Here is a 16,903-nt window from a genome sequence, read left to right as displayed (position 1 = left end):
ATGTTAGAATAATAAGAAAACTAAAAAGGGGACTAAAAAGCATGTTCACACTCCGAGTAGATGACGAAATCGAACTACAATTACTAGAAAAACATCATAAAGAGGAATTATATCAATTATTAGATCAAAACCGTAATCATTTACGAAAATGGCTCCCTTGGGTAGATGGGACAAAATCTGCTGATGCTTATGATGAGATTTTTCCGATGTGGTTAAAGAAATTTGCAGAGGGAGACGGTTTTGAAAGTGGTATACGTTACAAAGGAAAGCTCGTTGGGATGGTAGGTATTCATCCAGTGAGCTGGGGGAAGAAAGCCGCGAGTCTTGGGTATTACCTTGCAGAAGATACTGGAGGAAAAGGCGTTATGACGCGTAGCGTGAAGGCTGTGCTTCAATATGCATTTGAGTATTTAAAATTAAATAAAATGGAAATCCGATGCGGTGTTGAAAATGTGAAAAGTCGCGCTATTCCAGAGCGTTTAGGGTTTAAGTTAGATGGTATTTTACGAGATGAAGAATGGTTATATAATCATTTCCATGATGTCGCTGTATATAGTTTATTAGCTTCAGAGTGGAAAGAAATTCGATGAACGAGAAAATTCGTATTGTTCCGTATGAAAGTACGTTTCAAGAGGAAGTAGTAGATCTTATCGTTCATATTCAGCAAAAAGAGTATAATGTTCCCATTACGAAAGAAGAGCAACCTGATTTACTTGAAATAGAAACATTCTATCAAAAGGATCACGGAAACTTTTGGGTAGCAATTTATGATGGTAAAGTAGTTGGAACAGTAGCTTTATTAGATATTGAGAATCATCAAGTAGCGCTAAGAAAAATGTTCGTACAAAAAGAGTTTCGTGGAAAAGAATGGGGCGCATCACATATGTTGCTTCAAACAGCAATTTCATGGGCTGAGGATAAAAAATTGAAAGATATTTACTTAGGAACAACAGTAAAATTTTTAGCGGCACATCGTTTTTATGAAAAGAATGGTTTTCAAAGTGTGAGTATAGATCAGTTGCCGAAAAATTTTCCAGTGTTACAGGTAGATAAGAAATTTTATAGGTACATTGTGTAAAAGGTCATTTAGAAATGGCCTTTTTCTATGAACTAAAATGGAAATAGTGGTATAATTTGGATTAGGGGGTGTAGGTATGAACTTTCCAATTCAAAGAAGTAAGTCAGTAGTCATTTTTGTTTGTCTTACGTTAGCTTTTATGTGTATATATCCAATTGTCATGCTTTTCACTAATAAAGCGCATTGGATATCGGCGTTGATTGGGATGGGTTTATGCTTCATTGTAAATGTACCACTTGTTTGGGAAGTATTTATTAAAAAACATAAAGTAGAAAATGGCGTATTAAAGTACGGTGTTTTAAATGACGATATTGTATTGAAAGAGATAAGAATAATTCGTCAAGTTAGGAAATCGCTTGAAATTACGACGAATGCATATAAAGTACATATAATTGCGATGCCGCAAAATATGAATGAATTTTTGGCGCTTATCGAGAAAGAAAATCCGCATGTGAAAATAGAAATGGTAGGTAAGAAATGAAATATGTAAAACCTTTGTTTTGTTTGGAAATTTTGCTTGTGTTTGCTATTTGCACTAGAGTATATATGAAATGGGATCTGCCCTTATATGAACCAATATTAATAGGTACTATCGCAGTGGCGCTTTTATATTATTTTCATTTTCAGCAAACAAAAAGTAAGAACAGTAGATCGATATAGGGTGAGGATAATAAAAAACGCTCGGATATAATTCCGAGCGTTTTTTATTATTTTAAGTTCTCTGGGTTTAAAGCTTCTAGTTCAGGTACAACGAAGCGTCCGTCTTTACGGATTAGTACGTCGTCGAAGTAAATTTCACCGCCGCCGTATTCAGGGCGTTGGATGCATACTAAGTCCCAATGGATGTTTGAGTTGTTACCATTCCATGCATCGTCGTAAGCTTGTCCAGGAGTGAAGTGGAAGCTGCCATCGATTTTTTCATCGAATAGGATGTCTCCCATTGGATGTAAGATGTATGGGTTTACGCCAATTGCGAATTCACCAACGTAGCGTGCGCCTTCGTCTGTATCGAAGATTTTGTTAATGCGTTCTGAATCGTTTGCAGTTGCTTCAACGATTTGGCCGTTCTCGAACTTAAGTTGTACATTTTCAAATGTATAACCGTTGTAAGGAGATGGTGTGTTGTAAGAAACTGTACCGTTAACAGAGTCACGAACTGGTGCAGAGTATACTTCACCATCTGGAATGTTTAAATGACCTGAGCATTTAATTGCTGGAATGTCTTTAATAGAGAATGTTAAGTCAGTTCCAGGACCAGTTAAACGAACTTTATCTGTTTTATTCATTAATGTAACAAGGCTATCCATCGCCTTATCCATTTTACCGTAGTCTAAGTTACATACTTCAAAGTAGAAGTCTTCGAAAGCTTCTGTACTCATTTTAGCAAGCTGTGCCATAGAAGCATTTGGGTAGCGAAGAACAACCCAGCGTGTTTTTGGAACGCGAATGTCTCTATGAACTTTTTTGCCAACTGTTTGGCCATGAACTTTCATACGCTCACTTGGAACGTCAGCTTGTTCATTAATATTATCGCCAGAGCGAAGACCGATATAAGCGTCCATGTCTTTCATTACGCTTGCTTCATATGCAGCGATTTGTTCGAAATGTTCTTCAGTAGCACCCATTAATAAAGAGCGATCTACTTGATGATCTTTTAAAGAGACGAATGGGAAACCACCAGCTGCATATGCTTCTTTTACAAGTGCAGTTACAAGTTCTTTTTGTAAGCCAAAGTTTTCAATTAATACTTTTTCACCTTTTTGTAAGCGGATAGAGTAGTTAATTAAATTGTATGCTAACTTTTCAATACGTGGATCTTTCATATGTAAAGCCTCCCTACTAATTATGTATCCTCTCCTATTGTAACCTACTTAGTGGAATTTGTTGAATGATTTATGTTACAGTTAACGAATAAGTATGAAAATTCTAATGATGAGATAGGGATTAGAATGAAACGGAAAATGATTGTATAATAGGGGAAAGTATGAAAAAGATAAAGGAAGTGATGAAATGCAAGTTCTTTTATATGTAAGTGCGGCTATTATCGCGGTTGCTTTCGCAGTATTAGTAGTGTATGTATGCAGAACGTTGTTATCGGTTCAGAAGACGTTAGAAAACGTTGCAAGCACGTTAGAAGGTTTAGAAAAACAAATGCAAGGAATTAGCGTAGAGACAGAGCAATTATTACATAAAACGAATGCGTTAGCTGATGATATTCAACAGAAGTCACAGTCATTAAATAAAGTGGTAGCGGGTGTAGATGGGATTGGAACGACAATCCAATCTTTAAATACGAAGCTTCGTAATGTATCAGACTCTGTAACGGACGAAATTGAAAATAACGCTGATAAAGTAGCGCAAGTTGTACAGTGGAGCAGTGCGGCGATTGAAGTATACAATCATTACCGTGCGTCGAGACAAGAGAAGAAGGTTGAAAAAGAAGAGCGTAAATTAGAAAGAATTGAGAAAAACGCTGAAAAGAAAGAGAAGCGCTCTAGATTTCGTATGAGAGGTGAATCGTGATGAATATGACAAAGCTTGAAACAATTGAAGAGCTTGAAGTCTTAGTAGAAAAGAATGAGCCGTATGTTCTTTTTAAACATAGTACGACATGCCCGATTAGTCACGGTGCATACACAGAATTTCAAGCGTATTGCAGTGAAGAAAGAGAAGTGCCAGCGTATTACTTATACGTACAAGATGCAAGAGATGTGTCAAATCGTGTTGCAGAACAATACAGTATTAGACATGAATCACCGCAAGTGCTATACATAAAAGATGGGATGGTAGTATGGAATACATCTCATTGGAATATTAAAAAAGATGCTTTAGAAGAGAATATAAAGTAAAAAGAAGCAAGCTAAAGGTGCTTGCTTCTTTTTTTTGTTTTTGTTGAAATATATTTAATGGTACACTATTAATAGTTCAAACTAAATAACTAGATTGTTGAAAGTAGGTTTTAAGTAATGAAGAAAATGGCATTATCCTTCGCAGTCGTAAGTTTATTACTGGGAGCTTGTAGTAACAATAGTAATACGATTAGTAAGAAGGATGAAGTTATACAAAAAGATACAAAAGAAAAAAGTATGATTCCGAGAACTGCTGTTTCTAAAGATTATTATAGAACTGTTATTCCTTTAAAAGAACAAAAGGTTATTAATACAGCTAATATAAAAACAAATTCTAAATTAGATTTAGCAGAGTATGAAAATGGTTTAATAAATATTGCAACGCAGCAATTTGATACAGAGAGTCACGTACTGCAATTAAATCAGTATATTCCAGAGAAACTAGTTGATGAACTAGTTGCGAAAGTAGAAGCGCCAGTTTTGACGAATATTATAGAACAAGACTATTTCGGAAAACAGAATTCAAATGAATTAAGTTTATCTGGTGTTATGATTGGCTTAGCTATGTCTTCAAGTGTATCGAATGAAGAAGCTATGTCTAAAGGGTCTGAAGTTGCTAAACAACTTATTGAAGCTATTAACAAAAATGATAAATATAACAAATCTCCAATTACGTTTGCTATCTTTAAGCAAGAAAGTACAAGTTCTTTAAAAAATGGTACGTATATTGCTAGTGCTACTGTTCAAAAGAATGATGCGAACCTTGGAAATTGGAGTACAATTGATGAAAAGTCGTATTCATATCCTTCTGATGAATTTACACAAGCACATGGAGAAGATAATACAAAAATAACTAACTTTGCTAAGGAAATAAAAGGTTTTTCTACTGGAGATTTTATTCCAGTCAACGCAAAAGTTTCTTATAAGAAAGATCAAATGGATACATTAAATATGAATATTGTTATTAAATATAACGGTAAAACAGAATTAATGGCTCTTACCCAATTGGCTGCGCAAGGTATGTTGGACAAATTGCCTAAAGATGCGAAAGTACAATTACAGATCAAGTCCGAGAGTAAAATTGAGGCCGTTATTATAAAAGAGAAAAACAGTGATAAACCGTTTGTTTCCTTCTTGTAAAAAAGACAGTATGTAAACTGTCTTTTTTTTTATTTTAAATGAAAATATACAATGTTTTTTGATGATAATTCATTGCTGTATATCGTGTGACAATCGTATATGTATCAACTATAATAAGTTATCTTAAAAAAGTAATATATAGGAATTTGAAAGATGTGGCTTTTTTATGGCATCACAACAATTAGGTCATTTACGTTCTGAAATTGATTAACTTAATTTACAAATATTAGAGTTATTAAACGAAAGAGGTCGTCTCGTACAAGAAGTTGGTACTTTAAAAGAAGTATAAGGTGTGAAACGTTTTGATCCTGTACGTGAAAGAAATATGCTGGATTTAATTGTAGAGAATAATAATGGTCCATTTGAAACTTCGACTTTACAATATATTTTCAAACAAATTTTTCAAGTTGGTTTAGAGTTACAAGAAGAGGATCATCGTAAAGCACTACTTGTGTCTTGTAAGAAAAAATAGAAGATACGATTGTTGAAATTAATGCGTGGTGGTGCTTTCAAGCCACATACTTCACCGTATGATTTTCAAGGTCTTGGATTAGCAGGATTACAAATTTTACGCCAAGTAGCAGATAAATATGATTTGGCTGTTATTAGTGAAATTTTAAATCCAAATGATATTGAGATGTCATTAGATTACGTTGATGTTATTCAAATTGGCACTCACAATATGCAAAACTTTGATTTGCTAAGGGCAGCTGGTGCTGTAAATAAACCAGTATTATTAAAACGTGGTCTATCAGCAACGATTGAAGAATTCATTAATGCGGCAGAATATATTATGGCAAAGGGAAATGGGAACATTATTTTATGTGAACGAGGTATTCGCACGTATGAAAGAGTGACGCGTAAGACGCTTGATATTTCCGCTGTACCGATTTTAAAGAAAGGAACACATTTACCTGTTGTTGTCGATGTAACGCATTCTACAGGGCGACGTGACCTTCTCTTATCAACTGCAAAAGCAGCGATGGCAATTGGTGCAGACGCAATTATGGCTGAAGTACATCCAAATCCCGCTGTAGCTTTATCAGATGAGGCGCAGCAAATGAATATTCCGCAGTTCAATGATTTTATGAATGAATTAAAATCATTTGGAAGTAAATTATAAAAGCTTTTAATGAGCTGTTCCAATAAGGCGTTTTGGGGCATCTGTATAGAGACTGTCATTGTCGATTTTTGTTGGTAAGTTGATATATTTAAAAAATCGCTGATATAATTAGAGTTGTGGTAGATATATTTGGAAAATCGCTGATATATTTCGAGTTACGGTTCATATATTCGAAAAATCGTCGATATAAATTTCATTTACTATCGTACTGCTTAAAATAAGATTTCTACTTAGGAAACATCTATTTTTTTACAAAAAATGCTCTTTTTTCATAAAAAATACGAAAATACGAGAAAAGAAGCGAATTTTTTCGAAACTTTTGCGGGAAAATATTGTATGAGCCTGCGTTTTTATCGTATCATTAGTAAAAGGAAGAACTCGGGACGATTGGTGGCATCTGCAAATAGAGTTGATGTCTTTTTTTCATTCAAGTAACCGATACATAAAAATAGATAACAAAAATAGAAGGAGTGTGCGATGAGATGAACGTAACAATCTATGATGTAGCGCGCGAAGCGAACGTTTCAATGGCTACCGTATCACGCGTTGTGAACGGTAACCCAAATGTAAAGCCTACAACAAGAAAGAAAGTATTAGAAGCAATTGATCGTTTAGGGTACCGCCCAAATGCGGTAGCACGTGGACTAGCAAGTAAGAAGACAACTACAGTAGGTGTTATTATTCCTGATATCTCAAATACGTTTTATGCAGAACTTGCACGTGGAATTGAAGATATCGCAACAATGTACAAATATAACATCATTTTAAGTAACTCTGACCAAAACAAAGAGAAAGAGTTCCATTTATTAAATACGATGCTTGGAAAGCAAGTGGACGGAATTGTTTTCATGGGTGAAGATATTACAGACATTCACATTGAAGAATTTAAAAAATCTCCAGTACCAATTGTATTAGCAGCGTCATTCGATGAGCAAAATGAAACGCCATCAGTAAATATTGATTATACACAAGCAGCTTACGATGCAATGAAGCACTTTATTGAGCAAGGACATAAGCGTATCGGTTTCGTCTCTGGTCCATTCATTGATAAAGCGGGAAGCGCGAAAAAGTTACAAGGTTATAAAAAAGCTTTAGAAGAAGAAGGTATTTCATATGATGAAAATCTTGTAATCGATGGAGATTACACATATGACTCAGGTATCGAAGCATTCGAAAAGCTTTGGAGCAATGATGAAAAGCCAACAGCAATCTTCGTATCGTCTGATGAAATGGCACTAGGTGTAATCCACGCAGCACAAGACGCTGGATTAAACGTACCAACTGACGTAGAAGTACTTGGTTTCGATAATACACGCCTTGCATTAATGGTTCGTCCGCAACTTTCAACAGTTGTACAACCGATGTATGATATCGGTGCAGTAGCAATGCGTCTATTAACAAAGTATATGAACAAAGAAAAAGTAGAAGATCACACTGTTATCTTACCTCACCGTATCCAATTTAGAGATTCAACGAAGTAAGTATAAAAAAGCTCACAGCGATTGCTGTGAGCTTTTATTCATATTCAGGATAATATTTTTCAATTACTGTATCTACAGTTTCATTTTTCTTAACGTGTAAAAATCTTGCGTACAATTCTTTTCCAGTTTCAAATGGCGTATCGTCTAATTCAAACACATGTAACACTTTTCGGAACGTCCATGTGATTTGCTCATCATACATATTATCGTATGTGTGCTCCGATTGTATAGCTATATTTTCACCTAGTTCATGAGCTTCTTCTAAACTGTTTGCTTTAACAAGAATAATACTTTCTTCAAAAAGTGTATCGTGATTCTCTTCATAATGCTCATCAATTTTCGTAGGATCAGGCTCACCAGCATGAACAGACTCAAACAATAATTTTACAGCGTACACATTATGCTGCATGTTTCACTTTATAAATAATACTTGCGACAAGCGAAGCAGGTATTGTAAATACGTTACTTTGATAATGGTAATGCACTTGGGATTCTTCATAAGACATGTTGTCATATAGTTCGTTTTGTGAGACATTCATTTTTTTCTGTTTTTCTTTGAGCATTTTAATGTAGTTGTACTGTATTGGGACGAGAATGATGAAATAAGCTAATACGATTAGTGAAATCCAAATCATTATGAACACTCCCTTACAAAGAATATTTGTATATGGTAATTATATCAATTTATATGAAAAATATCCATATTTTCCCAGTGGTCAATTTCTTTTCCAAAATGCAAAAAGTTCTTCAGCGCTTCGTAAATTATGTTCAAGGCATGTTTGGGCAGTGCGTTTTAAAACTTTGTATTAACTGTTCTAATCTAGAAGGATTATATTGTTTCACATGGCCAGTAATAATGGTTTCATCTTTGTCTAAGTCAATTGTAATTTAATCGAATCGCTCTACTTGTTTAAAATATCCTACAATATCATCTTCCAATTGAAATTCTCCCTAGTTTATAGCTTATTTAGAAGATTTCTCTATAAATTGTATGATTCCTTGTTATATGTCACATAAGTGCAAATTTACCTATTATAGGGCAATGTCATGTATAATAGAAAGAAAAGGCTTGTGAGGGGGGAGAAGAGATGATCGTTCTTTGGATAATTACGCTTTGTATGACTGCTATTTTTGCATATATGACGTTAAAACAAAATGGCTTAAAGCGATTTGTTCCAGGAAGTATTCTTGCAGGAATTGCCCTTATCACGTATGTAATTTCTATTTTTATTGAAAGTGTATCAGTAGATATGAGCACAAGTTTAATGTTTATTGGTATTACACTATTTGCAGGTAGCATTATGGTACTTATGGTTGCTGGTATTATTTTATTTATTCATATGAATTCGGAAACGTTATAGCATATAGAAAAGGCATGTCCCGAGGGACATGCCTTTTTATCCGTTCAATTATGCTCTATCTTTAGAAGAGTTTTGCTGTTTTAGTAAGTCGCGAATTTCGCCAAGAAGTTCTTCTTCTTTTGTTGGTTCTGGAAGTTCTTCCTCTTTTTCTTCTTCTCTTTTAGATGTTAGTTTGTTGAAAACTTTAACAAACATAAAGATAGCAGCTGCAATAATTAAGAAATCAAAAATAGTTTGGATGAAGTTACCATACATAATAGATGATTTACCGAATGTAATTTTTAAATCTGTAAAGTCAACGCCACCTAATACCATACCAAGTAATGGTGTGATGATATCTTTTACTAAAGAACTAACGATTTTACCAAATGCAGCACCGATTACAACCCCGACAGCTAAATCGATTACATTACCTTTGAATGCGAATTTTTTAAACTCGTTCCACATGTGTTAATCCCATCCTTTCCACGATTCATTATGAAATTTATAATTCCTATCAACATATTCTATAGAAATTTACGAGAGAAATAAAGAGGAAATGGGAATGAAAGTAAATTCTGAAAAATGTATCCGTTTTAATTTTTGTTTACATCATCTAGTAAAGATTGTAGCATTTGCTGCGTTTTTAATCCTTCTAATCCATCTACAACAGGCTTTGTATCGCCTTGTACACACTCAATAAAATGATGAACAGCATCTTCAAAACCACGTTGTTTTAACGTCGTATCCCATGATGGGGAACCACTTTGTGAAACTGAGTTTTCCTGTTCAATTTCAAATGTATTCATATTTTTTACGCGAATGATTTTCCCTGGCGTTACAAGTTCAATTTGTTCTAAATTTGTACCGGCATGGCGATGCATTGCAGTAGAAAGTAACAGTCCACTTGGAGTTGTATATGTATGATGTCCGTAAAGAAGTTCATTCTTTTCATTGATTTGCATCATATTGTGGACGGCGTTAAGGTCATCATTAGCTAACCAGCGAGCAGTATCTACAATGTGTAAATAATCATCTAACATAGTGAAGTCGTACGTATATGGCCCGACTTTATTTGTACGATGCTTTTCAATTCGAATCCATGAAATATCATTAGCCTGTTCTTTGGCAGCGACATACATAGGAACGAATCTGCGATTAAATCCGACCATTAATTTTCGGTTATACTTCTCGCTCAACTCGACTAGTTGCTCAGCTTGTTCCACTGTAGCTGCTAGCGGCTTATCAACATAAACGTCGATCCCTTTTTTCAGAAGTTCAGAAACGATTTCATAATGTGATGCAGTTGAACTATGCACGAAGATTGCATCGCATTCCGAAGCTAACATTTCAATAGAATGAAAGTCTTGAATCCGGTATTGCTGGCAAACTTGTTTTCTTTTCTCCTCGTTAGGTGTAAACGCCCCTACAAAATTCCAATCTGTTTCTTTTGTAAGTGTTGGAAGATAGGCCTTTTGCGCAATACTTCCAAGTCCAATCATCCCAATTTTAGGTTTGTTCATTTTTATTCCCACCCTATTAATATTAATGTAACGGCTTAAATGTAGCATAGGGTGGGGGAGGAAGGCAAAAATTAGCTTTTTACTTACGTCCTTCTAACAAAATCTTCTCTATCTCTTCAAAGTGATGAGCGCGAGCATGCTCTAACGGGGTAACACCATCATGGTCTGGAATATTTACATCTGCACCGTGCTCAATAAGAAGGCGAATGACTTGTTGCTGTGTTTCGTTTCCGTTATTTAGTACGATGGCTTCCATTAAAGCTGTCCATCCGAGGTTATTTACATGATTTACATCAATATTTGTTCGAGTGAGGAGTTCTTTTATAACTTCAATATAGCCATGTTCTGAGGCTGGGATAAGAGCTGTTCCACCGTAACGATTTGTAATCGTAGGATCTGCACCAGCATCAATTGTTAGCTTTAAAATGTCTAAGTAACCTTCCGCACCGGCGTATAGAAAGGGATTGTTTTTCATGTCATCTTGGATATTTACATCAGCACCAGATTCGATAAGCGCTTTTGCGGTTTTTACATCATTTTTGTATGTAGCAATCATAAGCGGAGTGCGTCCTTGATTATCCGTCGCATTTATATTTGCGCCTTGTTTTAGTAAAGATATAACAGTATTCGTTTCATTTTTTTCAGTAGCTGCTAGTAGTGCAGTCTCCATGTTTGTCATCTCCTTTTTTACTTCTTGTTCTTGCGAGCATCCTTGTAAAAAAATTACGCAACATATCATACTGAATGTTTTTTTGAACATGGAATTTCAACCTCCTAATTTCAACTGTAAAATAGGAACATTAAATTTTTATAAACTGACGCTAAAATTACTATAAAATCGCTTGAGTATTTGAACATATATTTTTATGCTTATGAATATGAAGGATGGGTAAAGTGAGGATGTAAATGATGTCTATTAAAACAAGGTTTTTATTTTCTTATATTGCTGTAATTCTCGTTTCTATTACGCTCATATTAGTCGCGGGATTTTTAATTGTTTTTTCGATAACAGGTGACTTGGAAGCAGTGAAAAATTTCTATAAAAGTTCTTACATTCAAAAGCCGCTTACACCAGAAGAAGAGAATGCCTATCTTGAATTAAAATTAGCGGCAAAGCAACATCAATCTCAATTATTAGATGAATCGTTCGTTTCATCAATTGAAAAAGAAGGCGTGAAAATAATTGTAAGAAAGGGAGAAAACATTTCTTATGCTACAAAGGGTTTTGAAAGTTCGACTTTAATAGAAGCCCTTCCGAAATTTGAAGCAGCAAATATTAATAGTCGTGGTACAACGGAACTAGGTGATACATTTTATCGATATGTAAAATTTGATTTTTATTTTGCAGAGAAAGAAGAAGGGAGTATATTTGTACTAAAAAAGCAAAGTTCATTTGTAGATCTTACACAAAAATTATTTCCAATCTTATTCGTATCGCTTTTACTATTAGCTATTTTACTTATTGGGTTATTAAGTTATCTCGTTTCAAGAAGTGTAATAAAACCAATTTTTGTATTGAAAGGCGCAACAGAGAAAATTAAAGAAGGAAATTTAGATTTTCAAATGCCAGTTACATCGCACGATGAAATAGGTCAATTAAATCAAGGATTTGAGGAAATGAGGAAGAAGTTAAAAGAATCGATTGAAGTACAAACGCAGTATGAAGAAAATCGAAAAGAACTTATTTCAAACATATCGCATGATTTAAAAACACCGATTACATCTATTATCGGATATGTAGAGGGAATAAAGGACGGGGTAGCAAATACGCCAGAAAAAATGGATAAGTATTTAACGACAATTCACACGAAGGCAAAACATATGGACACACTCATTGATGAACTCTTTTTGTTTTCAAAGCTCGATTTGAATCGAGTTCCATTCCAATTTGAGACAGTTGAATTAAATACGTTTATGCAAGAATTAATAGAAGAGATGCAGATGGATTTAAGTGAAGAAGGTATAGAAGTTAACTTACAATTACATTCATCGCCATTATATGTAACGGCTGATTGCGAAAAGATAAATAGAGTTATATCAAATTTAATTCATAATAGTGTGAAGTACATGGATAAAGAAGAGAAGAAAATTACTGTAACAGTATCGAGTGATAACAATAAAGTTATTGTGAAAGTGATGGACAATGGATCAGGTATAGAATCTGATACGCTACCGTATATCTTTGAACGTTTTTATCGTGCAGAACAATCGCGAAATTCTAGCACAGGTGGAAGTGGACTTGGTTTAGCAATAGCGAAGCAAATTGTTGAAGAACATGGCGGGGGAATTTGGGCGGAAAGCGAGCTTGGTAAAGGCACAAGCATTTTCTTCTCATTGGAAAAAGTAGAGGAATGTGGTGAGTAAATTGAAAAGAATTTTACTAATAGAAGATGAAGTAAGTATTGCAGAATTACAGCGAGATTATTTAGAAATTAATGATTTCCAAGTTGATGTAGAGCATTCAGGAGAAACAGGTTTACAAATAGCCCTGCAAGAAGAATATGATTTAATTATTTTAGATATTATGCTCCCGAAAATGAACGGATTCGAAATTTGTAAACAAATACGTGCTGTAAAAGATATTCCGATTCTACTTGTTTCAGCAAAAAAAGAAGATATAGATAAAATTCGCGGACTCGGATTAGGAGCGGATGATTATATAACGAAACCGTTTAGCCCAAGCGAATTAGTCGCAAGAGTAAAAGCTCATATTGCTCGTTATGAAAGATTATCAGGAAATGTAAGTAAGCAACGTGATACGTTATATATTCACGGAATTTCTATCGATCAACGAGCGAGGAAAGTTTTTATAAACAATGAAGAAGTGGCATTTACAACGAAGGAATTTGATTTATTAACATTCTTTGTCACACATCCAAACCAAGTATTAAATAAAGAACAGTTATTTGAACGCATTTGGGGATTAGATTCCGCTGGTGATTTAGCCACTGTTGTCGTCCACATTAGAAAGCTACGTGAAAAAATTGAAAGAGATCCTGCCCACCCACAATATATTGAAACAGTATGGGGAGCTGGTTATCGTTTTAATGTGTAGGGAACCTGCCGAGTAATTGGCAGGTTTTTTTGTATGTTATTCGAATGAAAAGGAAGGAATAGGTAATTTATGTTAAAATGTAAAGAGAAACAAAACAGAGGAGAGCATGAGGGGCGTGCTATATGTTGGGGGATATATTAAAAGATAATAAATCAAACAAGGCTTTAAAGATTGGAACTAATATCGTACTTATCTTATTGATTATTGGTGCAATACAAATGTTTTATGATGAAGATTCTACGAATGATCATTTTGGTTGGTTCTTTTTTGCGATCTTTTGGGTAATTAAAAGCATTTCTAGCTCTAAGGTAAGTTTAAAAGATAGAGATAAAAAGTCGGTATTACTTGATGTGGGTTTAGTTGTTATTTCTTGTATTTTTTTAGTTGTTTTTAGTGTGAAATATTTCTTTTGAAAAAAGCTCATAGTCTTATAGAGGCTGTGAGCTTTTTGTTCGAAAATTAGCTTGCGACCTTAACATACTATTTTAGAGTTCCTTGTTGCAATGATTTATAAAATGTTTGAGTAGTAGAAGTAAACTGAGTAGCCTCTTCTAAAAAAGGATAATGGTTGCTGTTTTCAAATGGAATGAAGATAGAATTACGTATCCCATCATGCATCTTGATAGAATACTGAATTGGGCACTGTACATCATATCTTCCGCATATAATAAGTGTCTTTGTTTGGATGGAAGGTAAATACTCTCTTAAATCAAATGAAGGATATTCATTGACGAAAGCATTCATCCGGCTAACGGACATTGTTTTTTTGATTGGTTTACAAAAATAAGAGTTGTAGTTTTCTGGTTTATACAATGATAATTTTGTTCTCTTAGTAGATAGTTCTTTCCGTTCTTCACTTGTAAGGTGAGGGCTTTTTAAGTTTTCGATGAGCTCTTGCATATAATGAAATTGTGAATGTTCGGGATGATAAATGCAAAATGGTGTTTCGGTATAGTTACTTGCTGCAGCTCCTACTACGACTAATGATTGTAAGGAATTTGGATATGTAATCGCATATAAAAGGCCAAGCATACCACCTGTTGAATGACCAGCGAAATGCCATGTTGGAAGTTGTAATGCTTCTCGTATTGCTTCTAAGTCGTGGATTGTTTCAATCATGCTTAATTCGTTTTCTGAATGGGCGGTTACAGAGCGACCAGTATCTCGTAAATTAATGAGAAATACACGATGCGTAGCAGTAAAAACATCCGCAAAGTAATCACCAGTTTCATTAAATTGTGAATAGTGATGTGTAATACAAAGCGATTCGCCATCTCCTTTTGTAAAGAGTTCAAATGTACCACGTTTCGTGTGGATCATTTGTCGTTTCCACATAATATCACGACCTTTTCTCATAAAAGTTGGGCCAGGCTGTTATGAAATGAAAATATATCGGCGCATCTCGAAATATATCAGCGATTATTAAAATATATCGACTTACCGACAGAAACCGACAATAAATAAAAGGAGGCTATTCAAAAACGAGCCTCCTTTTCGTTTAGTACAAAGATTTTGTCATATTATTCCGAATAATTTCAAGGGATTTCGCTACAGTTAATGCATTTTTTTCTTCAATTTCTGGTTTACGGGGGATAGGTTTATACATGTTGTCTGGATCTTCCCATGTGAGGGGAAGTTCTGTTTCTGCTTGTCCTTTCCAAGCTTCAATCCATTCTGGAGGGAGATAACCTGAGATGTTTTGGATGTTGTTCATTTCGAGCCAAATGAGCGCCCATGCTCTTGGTACGACGCGCCAATGGTCATAGCCGCCACCGCCGACAGCGATCCAGCGACCGTCGCAATATTCATTAGCAATTTCACGAGCGAGTTTCGGTATTTCGCGGTAAATATTCATGGTCGCACAAAGGTGTGTAAGTGGGTCGTAGTAATGTGCATCAGCACCATTTTGCGTTAAAATAATATCCGGTTTAAAGTATGCTGCAACTTCTTTTACAACAGTTCGATATGATTCTAAGAACGATTCATCTTCTGTAAAAGCATCGAGTGGAACGTTAAAAGAATAACTATAACCATTACCTTGTCCGCGTTCGTTTACAGCGCCAGTTCCAGGGAATAAATAGCGACCAGTTTCATGTAATGAAATGGTGCATACGTTAGGGTCATCATAAAATGACCACTGTACACCATCACCGTGATGAGCGTCTGTATCAATATATAGGACGCGTAAACCGTATTTCTTCTGAATATACTTCATTGCGATAGAACTGTCGTTATAAATACAAAAGCCAGATGCTTTACCACGGAAGCCATGATGTAAGCCGCCTCCTAAGTTAAGCGCGTGTTTTACTTTTCCGGAAAGAACAGCATCGACAGCTGTTAATGTACCACCAACGAGCAATGCGCTTGCTTCGTGCATATTTGGAAACATCGGTGTATCTTCTGTTCCAAGTCCATATGTCATCGCAATTGATTTTTCTAAATTTCCTTCTCCAGCACGTTTTACCGCATTTATGTACTCCTCTGTATGAACGTAGGCAATCTCTTCATCTGTAGCCATCCGTGGTGAGATGATTTGAGAGGGAGAGATGAAACCGCCCTTTTGTAATAAATCATACGTAAGTGTGACGCGCAGTTGGTTAAAAGGATGATTAGGGCTAAATGAATAGCCCCGAAAGTCATCCGAATAAATAAACGCGCTACTCATGCTTGCATCCCCATGATGTTCGGCCATAATACGCGATAGCCTTCTGCTTCAAGTGCATCAATCACTTTTAGAGGATTCATCGTTTGAATGCGGAAAACAAGTACTTTATCATTCTCGTCTTTTGCTGGATAGACGAGAACGCTCACGATATTTATTTGTAAATCACTAAAAATAGCAACGACTTTTCCAAGAATACCAGGTTCGTTTTTTACTTGAATTTCAATTTGTGAACTCGGTTGATGTGCCCCTGTTAATTTCACTAACGTGTGCAGTACTGTAGATTCTGAGATGATACCAACTAACTTACCAGCCTTTGTAACAGGAAGGCAGCCAATTTTATTTTCAAAAAATAAAGTAGCAATTTCCTCAACGAAATCGAGAGGGTGGCAAGTCATTACAGGATGTTTCATAATAAGTTCAAGCGGTTGCTGTAGCATATCGAGTGAAACTTGTTCATCTAGAATAGACGGACTTGCATCTCTTACATCCCGATCAGAAATAATGCCTACGACGTGATTATTTTGATCGACAATTGGAATGTGCCGAATGCCTTTCGTGCGAATCGTTCGGATTGCTGTTTCGATTGTATCGTTTGGATGTAGTGTAACTACATTTTGATTCATAATTTCTTCTACAATCATTCCAGTTG

General features: G+C 35.2%; 21 protein-coding genes and 1 pseudogene. 13 read left to right on the top strand and 9 right to left on the bottom strand.

Annotation, left to right across the window (positions count from 1 at the left end):
• Window positions 1-41 precede the first annotated feature (41 nt).
• From ACO6VI_RS01665 to ACO6VI_RS01650, 4 genes are all read left to right on the top strand, one after another.
• Window positions 42-590: a GNAT family N-acetyltransferase gene (locus ACO6VI_RS01665; RefSeq protein ID WP_422422964.1), complete on the top strand. Its 549-nt coding sequence runs from the start codon at window positions 42-44 to the stop codon at window positions 588-590.
• The gene (locus ACO6VI_RS01660) at window positions 587-1,078 is read left to right on the top strand and encodes a GNAT family N-acetyltransferase (RefSeq protein WP_001003161.1); all 492 of its coding nucleotides are present in this window, start codon (window positions 587-589) and stop codon (window positions 1,076-1,078) included. Before ACO6VI_RS01665 ends, ACO6VI_RS01660 begins: the two co-directional genes overlap by 4 nt.
• 76 nt (window positions 1,079-1,154) lie before the next feature.
• Window positions 1,155-1,559 (top strand): PH domain-containing protein, encoded by a 405-nt coding sequence (locus ACO6VI_RS01655; RefSeq protein WP_063548790.1) that lies wholly within the window; start codon window positions 1,155-1,157, stop codon window positions 1,557-1,559.
• Window positions 1,556-1,738, top strand: coding sequence for a hypothetical protein (locus tag ACO6VI_RS01650; RefSeq protein WP_023523191.1), 183 nt, complete (start codon window positions 1,556-1,558; stop codon window positions 1,736-1,738). Before ACO6VI_RS01655 ends, ACO6VI_RS01650 begins: the two co-directional genes overlap by 4 nt.
• 47 nt (window positions 1,739-1,785) lie before the next feature.
• On the opposite strand, the gene ACO6VI_RS01645 is transcribed toward ACO6VI_RS01650, so the two are convergent.
• Complete coding sequence (locus ACO6VI_RS01645; protein ID WP_000654729.1) at window positions 1,786-2,901, bottom strand: aminopeptidase; 1,116 nt, start codon at window positions 2,899-2,901, stop codon at window positions 1,786-1,788.
• Window positions 2,902-3,088: 187 nt separating this feature from the next.
• On the opposite strand from ACO6VI_RS01645, the gene ACO6VI_RS01640 reads away from it, so the two are divergent.
• The 5 genes and pseudogenes from ACO6VI_RS01640 to ccpA all read left to right on the top strand — a co-directional run bounded on the left by ACO6VI_RS01640 (window position 3,089) and on the right by ccpA (window position 7,671).
• Window positions 3,089-3,601 (top strand): DUF948 domain-containing protein, encoded by a 513-nt coding sequence (locus ACO6VI_RS01640; protein ID WP_001197721.1) that lies wholly within the window; start codon window positions 3,089-3,091, stop codon window positions 3,599-3,601.
• Window positions 3,601-3,927, top strand: a complete 327-nt coding sequence (gene ytxJ / locus ACO6VI_RS01635) for a bacillithiol system redox-active protein YtxJ (RefSeq protein ID WP_001057469.1) — start codon at window positions 3,601-3,603, stop codon at window positions 3,925-3,927. The genes ACO6VI_RS01640 and ytxJ overlap by 1 nt, the downstream gene beginning before the upstream one ends.
• Window positions 3,928-4,044: 117 nt before the next feature.
• Complete coding sequence (locus tag ACO6VI_RS01630; protein ID WP_088021583.1) at window positions 4,045-5,067, top strand: CamS family sex pheromone protein; 1,023 nt, start codon at window positions 4,045-4,047, stop codon at window positions 5,065-5,067.
• A gap of 223 nt (window positions 5,068-5,290) precedes the next feature.
• Window positions 5,291-6,190: pseudogene (locus ACO6VI_RS01625) on the top strand (bifunctional 3-deoxy-7-phosphoheptulonate synthase/chorismate mutase).
• A 482-nt stretch (window positions 6,191-6,672) separates the two neighbouring features.
• A complete protein-coding gene (gene ccpA / locus ACO6VI_RS01620; protein ID WP_001103303.1) occupies window positions 6,673-7,671 on the top strand; it encodes a catabolite control protein A in 999 nt (332 codons plus the stop codon).
• 34 nt (window positions 7,672-7,705) lie between these two features.
• Here ccpA and ACO6VI_RS01615 read toward each other — a convergent pair whose 3' ends face one another.
• Both ACO6VI_RS01615 and ACO6VI_RS01610 read right to left on the bottom strand, forming a co-directional pair.
• Complete coding sequence (locus ACO6VI_RS01615; protein WP_003271799.1) at window positions 7,706-8,068, bottom strand: DUF4288 domain-containing protein; 363 nt, start codon at window positions 8,066-8,068, stop codon at window positions 7,706-7,708.
• A gap of 1 nt (window position 8,069) precedes the next feature.
• A complete protein-coding gene (locus tag ACO6VI_RS01610) occupies window positions 8,070-8,306 on the bottom strand; it encodes a DUF3949 domain-containing protein (protein ID WP_000637899.1) in 237 nt (78 codons plus the stop codon).
• Window positions 8,307-8,759: 453 nt separating this feature from the next.
• Between ACO6VI_RS01610 and ACO6VI_RS01605 the strand changes: the two genes are divergently transcribed.
• A complete protein-coding gene (locus tag ACO6VI_RS01605; protein ID WP_000636589.1) occupies window positions 8,760-9,032 on the top strand; it encodes a DUF3917 domain-containing protein in 273 nt (90 codons plus the stop codon).
• Window positions 9,033-9,080: 48 nt separating this feature from the next.
• On the opposite strand, the gene mscL is transcribed toward ACO6VI_RS01605, so the two are convergent.
• From mscL to ACO6VI_RS01590, 3 genes are all read right to left on the bottom strand, one after another.
• Complete coding sequence (mscL, locus tag ACO6VI_RS01600; protein WP_000267003.1) at window positions 9,081-9,479, bottom strand: large-conductance mechanosensitive channel protein MscL; 399 nt, start codon at window positions 9,477-9,479, stop codon at window positions 9,081-9,083.
• 128 nt (window positions 9,480-9,607) lie between these two features.
• The gene (locus ACO6VI_RS01595) at window positions 9,608-10,534 is read right to left on the bottom strand and encodes a Gfo/Idh/MocA family protein (protein WP_063548786.1); all 927 of its coding nucleotides are present in this window, start codon (window positions 10,532-10,534) and stop codon (window positions 9,608-9,610) included.
• 79 nt (window positions 10,535-10,613) lie between these two features.
• On the bottom strand, window positions 10,614-11,294 hold the full coding sequence (locus tag ACO6VI_RS01590; protein ID WP_053563542.1) for an ankyrin repeat domain-containing protein: 681 nt from the start codon (window positions 11,292-11,294) through the stop codon (window positions 10,614-10,616).
• Window positions 11,295-11,443: 149 nt separating this feature from the next.
• Between ACO6VI_RS01590 and ACO6VI_RS01585 the strand changes: the two genes are divergently transcribed.
• From ACO6VI_RS01585 to ACO6VI_RS01575, 3 genes are all read left to right on the top strand, one after another.
• Window positions 11,444-12,898: a HAMP domain-containing sensor histidine kinase gene (locus ACO6VI_RS01585; RefSeq protein ID WP_161520045.1), complete on the top strand. Its 1,455-nt coding sequence runs from the start codon at window positions 11,444-11,446 to the stop codon at window positions 12,896-12,898.
• A gap of 1 nt (window position 12,899) precedes the next feature.
• Window positions 12,900-13,589: a response regulator transcription factor gene (locus tag ACO6VI_RS01580; protein WP_003271808.1), complete on the top strand. Its 690-nt coding sequence runs from the start codon at window positions 12,900-12,902 to the stop codon at window positions 13,587-13,589.
• A gap of 122 nt (window positions 13,590-13,711) precedes the next feature.
• Entirely contained in the window at window positions 13,712-14,002 is a 291-nt protein-coding gene (locus ACO6VI_RS01575; protein WP_000900160.1) for a hypothetical protein, read from the top strand.
• A 67-nt stretch (window positions 14,003-14,069) separates the two neighbouring features.
• Here ACO6VI_RS01575 and ACO6VI_RS01570 read toward each other — a convergent pair whose 3' ends face one another.
• From ACO6VI_RS01570 to ACO6VI_RS01560, 3 genes are all read right to left on the bottom strand, one after another.
• Complete coding sequence (locus ACO6VI_RS01570) at window positions 14,070-14,945, bottom strand: alpha/beta fold hydrolase (RefSeq protein WP_003271811.1); 876 nt, start codon at window positions 14,943-14,945, stop codon at window positions 14,070-14,072.
• A gap of 142 nt (window positions 14,946-15,087) precedes the next feature.
• Window positions 15,088-16,254, bottom strand: a complete 1,167-nt coding sequence (acuC, locus tag ACO6VI_RS01565) for an acetoin utilization protein AcuC (RefSeq protein ID WP_080469885.1) — start codon at window positions 16,252-16,254, stop codon at window positions 15,088-15,090.
• Window positions 16,251-16,895, bottom strand: a complete 645-nt coding sequence (locus ACO6VI_RS01560) for an acetoin utilization AcuB family protein (RefSeq protein WP_000634583.1) — start codon at window positions 16,893-16,895, stop codon at window positions 16,251-16,253. Before ACO6VI_RS01560 ends, acuC begins: the two co-directional genes overlap by 4 nt.
• Window positions 16,896-16,903 lie beyond the last annotated feature (8 nt).

Source organism: Bacillus sp. PSXD-155, assembly GCF_049310765.1.
In the GTDB taxonomy this organism is placed as follows: Bacteria; Bacillota; Bacilli; order Bacillales; family Bacillaceae_G; genus Bacillus_A; species Bacillus_A cereus.
This window is presented reverse-complemented; position numbering and strand designations above follow the sequence as displayed.